The organism is Acinetobacter sp. (genome assembly GCF_036659555.1).
Classification (GTDB): domain Bacteria; phylum Pseudomonadota; class Gammaproteobacteria; order Pseudomonadales; family Moraxellaceae; genus Acinetobacter.
Genome location: NZ_JAVXCI010000022.1, coordinates 24,104 through 31,532, shown reverse-complemented (window position 1 = coordinate 31,532; position 7,429 = coordinate 24,104). Strand labels below are relative to the sequence as shown.

6 protein-coding genes are annotated in these 7,429 nt (G+C 49.9%); 3 read left to right on the top strand and 3 right to left on the bottom strand.

Annotated elements, in window-relative coordinates; all coding sequences use genetic code 11:
• The first annotated feature begins 14 nt into the window (after nucleotides 1–14).
• Nucleotides 15–2,852, top strand: coding sequence for an RNA polymerase-associated protein RapA (gene rapA, locus RSA72_RS04820; protein ID WP_332632820.1), 2,838 nt, complete (start codon nucleotides 15–17; stop codon nucleotides 2,850–2,852).
• A gap of 39 nt (nucleotides 2,853–2,891) precedes the next feature.
• Here the strand turns inward: rapA and RSA72_RS04815 are convergent, their stop codons facing one another.
• Together RSA72_RS04815 and RSA72_RS04810 are read right to left on the bottom strand one after the other, a co-directional pair.
• Nucleotides 2,892–3,293, bottom strand: a complete 402-nt coding sequence (locus RSA72_RS04815; RefSeq protein ID WP_332623622.1) for a hypothetical protein — start codon at nucleotides 3,291–3,293, stop codon at nucleotides 2,892–2,894.
• A 7-nt stretch (nucleotides 3,294–3,300) separates the two neighbouring features.
• The gene (locus RSA72_RS04810; RefSeq protein WP_332623623.1) at nucleotides 3,301–3,588 is read right to left on the bottom strand and encodes a hypothetical protein; all 288 of its coding nucleotides are present in this window, start codon (nucleotides 3,586–3,588) and stop codon (nucleotides 3,301–3,303) included.
• 200 nt (nucleotides 3,589–3,788) lie between these two features.
• On the opposite strand from RSA72_RS04810, the gene RSA72_RS04805 reads away from it, so the two are divergent.
• Both RSA72_RS04805 and RSA72_RS04800 read left to right on the top strand, forming a co-directional pair.
• Nucleotides 3,789–4,055: a PAAR domain-containing protein gene (locus RSA72_RS04805; protein WP_332623624.1), complete on the top strand. Its 267-nt coding sequence runs from the start codon at nucleotides 3,789–3,791 to the stop codon at nucleotides 4,053–4,055.
• A 135-nt stretch (nucleotides 4,056–4,190) separates the two neighbouring features.
• The gene (locus RSA72_RS04800) at nucleotides 4,191–4,997 is read left to right on the top strand and encodes an alpha/beta fold hydrolase (RefSeq protein WP_332623625.1); all 807 of its coding nucleotides are present in this window, start codon (nucleotides 4,191–4,193) and stop codon (nucleotides 4,995–4,997) included.
• Between the two features lie 43 nt (nucleotides 4,998–5,040).
• Here RSA72_RS04800 and RSA72_RS04795 read toward each other — a convergent pair whose 3' ends face one another.
• Complete coding sequence (locus RSA72_RS04795) at nucleotides 5,041–7,425, bottom strand: fimbria/pilus outer membrane usher protein (protein WP_332632818.1); 2,385 nt, start codon at nucleotides 7,423–7,425, stop codon at nucleotides 5,041–5,043.
• Nucleotides 7,426–7,429: the final 4 nt, after the last annotated feature.

Here is a 7,429-nt window from a genome sequence, read left to right as displayed (position 1 = left end):
TACTTAAGATAAAGGTGGAAAAATTGCAGCAGTTTGCTATTGGTCAACGTTGGTTATCGGACACGGAAACAGAGCTTGGATTAGGAGTTCTAATTGATGTAGATGAGCGATCGGTCAGCATTTTATTCCCAAAGAGCGATGAAACGCGTGTATACGCGCGCCACAATGCGCCTTTATCCCGCATCGTATTTAATGCAGGCGATGAAGTTCAGGATCAGGAAGGCGTCATCTGGGCGGTAGAATCCGCAGAAGACCGCAGCGGCGTGCTGCGCTATAACGTCATCCGCACTAAAGATGACGGCGCGGAAGAGCGCAAATCCTTAAATGAAACCCGCATTGGCGCCAACATTCAGCTGTCTAAGCCCCTAGACCGCCTGCTGGCCAGCCAGATTGACTATAAAGAATGGTATGACCTGCGCATTGAGTCTTTGCTGATGCAGGCCAATATGCAGTCCAGCCCTTTGCGCGGCTTAGTCGGTTCGCGCGTCGGCTTGATTCCGCATCAGCTGTATATTGCGCACGAAGTCGGCAAGCGTTTTGCGCCGCGCGTGCTGCTGGCCGATGAAGTCGGCTTGGGCAAAACCATTGAAGCTGGCCTGATCATTCATCAGCAGCTGAAAACCGGCCGTTCTGAACGCATCCTGATTCTGGTGCCGGATTCGCTGCAGTATCAGTGGATGATTGAAATGCGCCGCCGCTTCAATCTTGAATTCTCATTGTTTGATTTGACCCGCACTGCATCAATTAAAGAACATGATCCGGAACAGAATCCGTTCTTAACCGAACAGCGCATTATTGCCAGCATTGACTTGATGATTGACCATGATGATCTGCGCGAGCAGGCTTTGGAAGCCGGCTTTGACCTGCTGGTGGTTGATGAGGCGCATCATTTGATGTGGAATGAAGAGGAAGGCGGCAACGACCGTTACGACCTTGTTGAAGAACTCTCGCAGCAGACAGCCGGCGTGCTGTTGCTGACTGCAACGCCGGAACAGCTGGGCGTGGAAAGCCACTTTGCGCGCATGCGCCTGCTGGACCCGCAGCGCTTCAGCTCGCTTGAGCGTTTTCTGGATGAAGAAGAAAAGTACCAGCATACCGCTAAAATTGCAGAAGTGCTGATGTCTGATCTGCCGCTGGAAGCTGCGCATTTAGACGCGGTGGAACAGCTGCTTGGGCAGCGTATTGACGATAATCCTGAGCAGCGCTTCCGCGCGATTCACGAAATTTTAGACCGCCACGGCACCGGCCGGATTTTATTCCGCAATACCCGCGAAGCGATTCAGGGCTTCCCGGGCCGCGACTGCCAGCCGGCGCCATTGCCGGCGCCTGAAAACTGGTCTAGAGACGGCAAGCTGCGTGAGCAGATGTGGCCGGAAGAAGCGCAGCTGGACGGCGCCTGGATGGAAACTGATCCGCGCGTAATGTGGCTGATGGAAAAACTGCGCACTGACTTGAAGCACAAGAAAGTGCTGCTGATTGCGCGCAGCGGCCCGGTGGTTGAAGCGCTGGAAAATGTATTGCGCCTGCACGCAGGCATCCGCACCGCAATGTTCCATGAGGGCATGAGCCTGCTGGAGCGCGATCAGGCGGCGGCCTACTTTGCTGAAGAATCTTACGGCGCGCAGATTCTGCTGTGTTCAGAAATCGGTTCTGAAGGGCGCAACTTCCAGTTTGCTTCTGACCTGATTTTATTTGATTTGCCGGCAAACCCGGATGTGCTGGAACAGCGTATTGGCCGTCTGGATCGTATTGGCCAGGAAAACCGCATTCAAATTCATGTGCCGTATTTGGCCGGCACTGCGCAGGAGCGCATGTTCCGCTGGTATAACGAAGGCCTGAATATTTTCAGCAATATCTCCCCAACAGCGCAAACCCTGCAGGAAAACTTTATTGTCGGCCTGAAAGACTGCCTGCTGGCGGATTTGGGCCAGCAGTTTGAAGACCTGCTGGAAGAAGTTTCGGTGCAGCGTGAAGCGCTGGAAGCGGAACTGCAGGCTGGCCGTGACCGCCTGCTGGAATACAACTCCTGCCGTCCAATCGTGGCGCAGGAAATTGTGCAGGCGCTGGAAGATTACGACGACAATACGACATTGCCAATGTTCATGAAGCGCTTTATGGCGGCCACGAACATTGACTTTGATGAGCAGAGCAACGGCACGGTAATCATTAAGCCGACCGACCAAATGCAGGTTCAGGGCCTGACTTTGGATGAAGAAGGCATGACCGCAACTTTCTACCGCGATCAGGCGCAAGTGCGCGAAGATGCGCAGTACCTGACGCTGGAGCATCCATTCACTGAAAGCGTGATGGAAATGATCAATACTCAAGGCTTCGGCAGCACCAATGTCGCCGTTCTAAAATCTGCAGCGTTGCCGCAGGGTTCGGTGCTGATTGAAGTCTGGTTTAAAGTGGATGTGATTGCGCCGAAAGCCTTGAACTTGCCTTCAAGCCTGCCGCAGCAGCTGATCCGCGTTTTGCTCAGCGAAAAAGGCCAGGATCTATCCGTCAAGATTGCGCCGGAAATCCTCAAGCCGTATCTGCACCATTTAGACAGCAACAGCTGCCGCCAAGTGGTGAAAGCGCGCCGTGATGTGATTGAAGAGCGCTACACGCAAGCCTTGGAAATTGCCAAATCGGCTTTGCCGAACTTCAAGCAGCAGGCTAAAGAAGTGTACGGCAGCAAATGGCAGTATGAAATTGACCGCCTGACTTACTTGAAGCAGTTCAATCCAAGCATCCGCGAAGATGAAATTACCCGCCTGCAGAAACTGCAGAAAGAAGGCCTAAGCCTGCTGGACGGGCTTTCGGTCACGCCGGAAGCCATTCAGGTGATGGTGGTGGTTAAGCCTTAACCGCAGCATGCAAAATGAAAGCGCCTCCGGGCGCTTTTTTTAATCGCTTTCATCCATTGGCATCAGCATATAGGTATGCAGCAGGCGCTGCACTGCATCTTCAAAGCTGACGTCGGCGCCGAGCAGGTCAAACTTTTCAGACAGCGCTGCATGGTCAGGATGCGCGCGGTCCAGCTGGATCAGCACATAATGCCGGCTTGCCAGCTGTTCAGGGCGGACATGCTGCATGCGCGGCTGCTGCAGGGCCACGCCGCAAAATGGCATGTGATGGATGGCCAGCAGAACATAATCCGCCTCTTCGCCGGCAGCGCTCAGCACCTCTGGATCATAGGCATGGCAGTGCTGAACAATGTCCTGCACAATCTGTTCAGCGCGCTGATTCAGGTTTAAGCTGACTTGGCGTTCAGGTTCTGCATTGTTAAAGCTGTCGATTAGCCACATCTGCGCCTCAGGCTAAAAATTCTTCAAAGTATTGCCAAATTTTTCCGGCTGCTTTTTCTGCGCGGGCAGGATTCTTTGCCAGCCCCATATAGTCATGCTCAATGGCCTGCAGGCAGTCTGCAATTTCGGCAGCAGCCGCCTGCTCATTTTCCAGAATATCCAGAATGTCGGCAATATAGGCGTCATATTCATCCTGCATGGATGCATCTTTGCGGATATTGATCGGGTCCCAGTCATGCAGAAGCACGTTTTGAATCTGCTGAATAAATAAATCAGACTTTTGCTCGTCGCTCATAAGCTTGCTCCAAATGCGGATATCTTGCGTTTCCGCCATTATATCGCTAACCGTATGAAAATCCTGTTTATTGCGGCGCAAGCAGCGGCCGCTGCATAGGCGTCTGTCTGGCCAGGCCCGCAAACCGTCTGAGGGTGCTGGAGCAAAGGCGCGGCTTCGGTTAAAATGCCTTAAAAAATAAACAGCAGATGATAAAAATTATGGCAAAAGCGCTCATTACCCTCGGCTCGGCAACATCGCATGGCGGCATCGTAACTGAATGTGACAGCTCCTTCCTCATTAACGGCATTGCGGTGCATTTGAACGGCATGAAGCATTACTGTCCAAAGTGCCAGACGGCGGTTGCTGCCGTTGCGGCGGACTTGTCCGTTACAGTAAAAGGGCGCGCTGTGGTCGTTGCTGGCGATAAAGCCACATGTGGCGCCATTTTTCTGCCCAGTCAGCATTTGGCCGTGTCGGCCAAATAGGACAAGCATTCCGGCATCAGGCATTATTCTGCTGGCTGAGTGACTCGCCATTCAGCAATAAGCGCAGAATGGCAATTATCAAAAGCGCTTTTGCAGCATAGGCTGGACGCATTCAAGGACGGACTGTATTCCTGCATGACTCAACCGATACATTTTACCCATGCCAACGGCATTCCATCCGCTAGCTATCAAAAGTTTTTTCAGGCTTTTGGCGCCGGCTATAATTTGAAAGCGATTCCGCTGATCGGCATGAACGCTGAATTTCCCGTGACTTACCGCTGGACGCATCTGGTGGATCAAGTGATTCAGGATATTCAGCAGCAGTTTCCTAATCAGCAAGTCATTGGCCTGGGGCATTCTTTCGGCTCTCTGGTCACGCTGATGTGCGCCTATAAGCGCCCTGAGCTGTTTTCGCAGCTGGTGATCATGGACCCGCCTTTTGTGATTGGCGGCAAATCCGCGATTTTTGAAGGCCTGCAGAAATTAAAGCTGAAAGCTGCAGATAGGATCACCCCAGCGGGCATCACCCTGAAGCGCAAAGACCATTGGCCAAACCGGGAAAAGGCTTATCAGTCATTGCGCAATAACCGCCTATTCAAGCATTTTGATGCGCAGTGCTTTGATGATTTCTTTGCGCATGGCATTAGGGAAGATCACAGCAGGGGCGGTGTAACCTTAACTATTCCCAAAGTAACCGAAGCGCAGATTTTCCGCACGGTGCCGGCGTGGTGGTGGCGGACGCCGCGCAAAGCGCCAAATGTGCCTGTGCATTTGATTACCGCGCAGCAAAGCCATTTCTTTAAGCAGGGCCTGCCGCAGGGCATGAAGAAAAGCTATGGCATTGAATTCAGCGTGGTCGAAGGCGGGCATATGTTTCCGCTGGAGCAGCCGGAGGCTGCGGCGAAGTGCGTTCAGCAGATTATCCGCCTGCAGGAAGCATAAAAAGGAGATTCCTAAGAATCTCCTTTAAAGCCAATTTTGCGGGCTACTTACAGATGAGCGTAATTGGCTTGCCAATGTCCGTATCCGCATTTAATGTGAATTCGCTTTTGCACAGGCCATCAGCAGTCTGCACTTCAATTGGATAATGCTGAGGTGCTAAACCGAACACAGTCACCAGACTGCTGCTGGCAATCGGGTATTTCCCATTTGGAATACCTAAAACACGAACCACACTGCCGCTGGCTAAAGCCTGCTGATTTGCATCAACAAACCTGAAGGTTACATCTCTGCTTTGATTATTTCTAATTGGAAAATCAACGATGTAACCGCGCTGATTCATTGGCGTAAACGTATGGAATGTTTCGGCAATATTGGCATCAATGCCGATTTGACTTTCATCAAAGGCAATGCTGTTTTTGGTATAGCCTGTTAAATTGTAGCTGAAAATTTCCCCATTTTTATCGGTTTTTCCTATGTGGGAGCCATTGCTGTACACATCAATATTTGGCGCATTTTCTAAGCGGACGAGAGAAAAGCTGTTGTTGATGTATTTGCTCAGGTCAAAGCGGTTGCCCAGCCAAACGAGTGACCCCATATAGCTTGCGGTGTAATATTTTTGATCATCTGTTTGCAAATACTGCAAATTCAAGTCGCCGGCATTGGTTTTAAAGCGTGTACTGAGATTGCCGGAATATACGTCATGTGAGCGGCTTGCGCCGATCGTGTAGTCAAAACCGGTATTTTCATAAGAATACTTGTTGAACTGCAGGCTGGTCTCGTCATCATCATGCTGTGAGAAGGTGACAGAATGTTTATTGTCATCAAAGTTATAGCTCAGCATTAAATCAACGCTGGCGCGGTCGCCGCTTTCAGCATCATAGGACACGCCGAAGCTGCCAAAAAGCCCTTTTGCGAGGGATTGGCTGGTTCTTAAATTAAAAATCCGCTGATCCTGCCGGTCAATGCCTTCTCGGTATTTTCTTTCCACATAGCTTAACGATAAGTTGTTAATGAATGGAATTTGATTTCTGGATAAGTAGATTTGGTTTTCCTGCTTAGGCAGGTAACTGGCTGTATAGTCATCTAAACCCAGCATGCGGAATTCTGGGCTGTAATACTGAGAGCGCAAGCCAATACTGTACGATTGCGTATCACGCTTAAATTCAGTATTGACGGTATAGCCTTCTAAACCGAGGTCATCTGCATGGCTGTAGGACGAATTCACTTCCAGCAAGCCAAGCTTATACAGATACTGACTCCATAGCAGTCCGGCGCTTTCCAGTTTTTTGCTGTAGTCGGCAACAGCGCCTAATGTTGTGGATGAACTGATGCCTTTGCGGATATAGGCGCTTCCGAACCAGTCGCGGTAATCATTGTCATCGTAGGCATAGTTATAGCGGAGCTTGCCGGCGGAAATATTATAATCCGTCAAACCGGGGCGCAGCAGGCGCTGATTGACAAAGATCGGTATGCTTTTGACCGTTGTATTGCCTAAAATATCCTTTACGACAATTTCAGCATTGCCAAGGCCATTAAAGCCAAGATTGCTGTCTATATTGAACTGGCCCGGATTAACCTTGGCATTATAGGCTTGCGCGCCGTTAATAATTAAATCGACGCTGGATTGAGTCAGCGCGCTGCCTTCAATCGAGGGCGTATTCCAATAGGTATAATTGGGCCGGCTGGTAAAGTTGGTGCCAAAGCTGAATCCGCCAAAATAGAAAGACTGGTTTAAGCCTGTATGGGTGCTGATATTATCGCCCAGTTTTAAACTGCTCAGCTGTTTTGGAAACTCAAAACTCAATGAGGTATTTAAACGGCTGCTGTCCTGGAAATTAGCCTGTTCATTATTATAGTTTTTCCGGAAAATATGGCTGCTGTTGAAGAGTATATTTTTCCAGAAGAGATTTAAATCTGTAGAGGCATTTGCCTGCTTATTAAAATCTCCATCTTGAAAATAGAGATTGTAGTTTATAAAACCGCCTAAATTGGGCAGATCCGGCAGGTATGGCTGCCGGGATGACAGCTTTTGCGCCAGCATATATTGCGCAGGAATGCTGAGTTTGAATAATTGATGCTGTTCATCCATTTGACTGCTGATATCCGGGCGGTCAATTAAACAATATTGCAGATTGTCTTTATTTAAATGGGTAAATTTGGATATATCGACAAATCCGCCTTTTAAAAGGCTGCATTCGATATAGGTCTGGCTGTTTTCCCTTAAAATAAAAGCATCCTGCTTCAGGTCTACACCATTAATCCAAAGTCCCAAAATTGAATTGTCTGAATTTGGGCTGCTTACAGGCGGCTTTGCTGCAGATGCAGCCGGAACATCCTGCGCTTGCGTATGTTCTAACTGAATGCAGCACAGCAGCAGGATCAGCACAGGCGGGGATTTACGGATATTGCGTAATTGTCTGATCAGCATGGTC

Bases quoted from the DNA above. Each gene is read 5' to 3' on its own strand.
- RSA72_RS04815 (WP_332623622.1), bottom strand. From the start codon at position 3,293: ATGTGGCTAATCGACAGCTTTAACAATGCAGAACCTGAACGCCAAGTC.
- RSA72_RS04810 (WP_332623623.1), bottom strand. From the start codon at position 3,588: ATGAGCGACGAGCAAAAGTCTGATTTATTTATTCAGCAGATTCAAAAC.
- RSA72_RS04805 (WP_332623624.1), top strand. From the start codon at position 3,789: ATGGCAAAAGCGCTCATTACCCTCGGCTCGGCAACATCGCATGGCGGC.
- RSA72_RS04800 (WP_332623625.1), top strand. From the start codon at position 4,191: ATGACTCAACCGATACATTTTACCCATGCCAACGGCATTCCATCCGCT.
- RSA72_RS04795 (WP_332632818.1), bottom strand. From the start codon at position 7,425: ATGCTGATCAGACAATTACGCAATATCCGTAAATCCCCGCCTGTGCTG.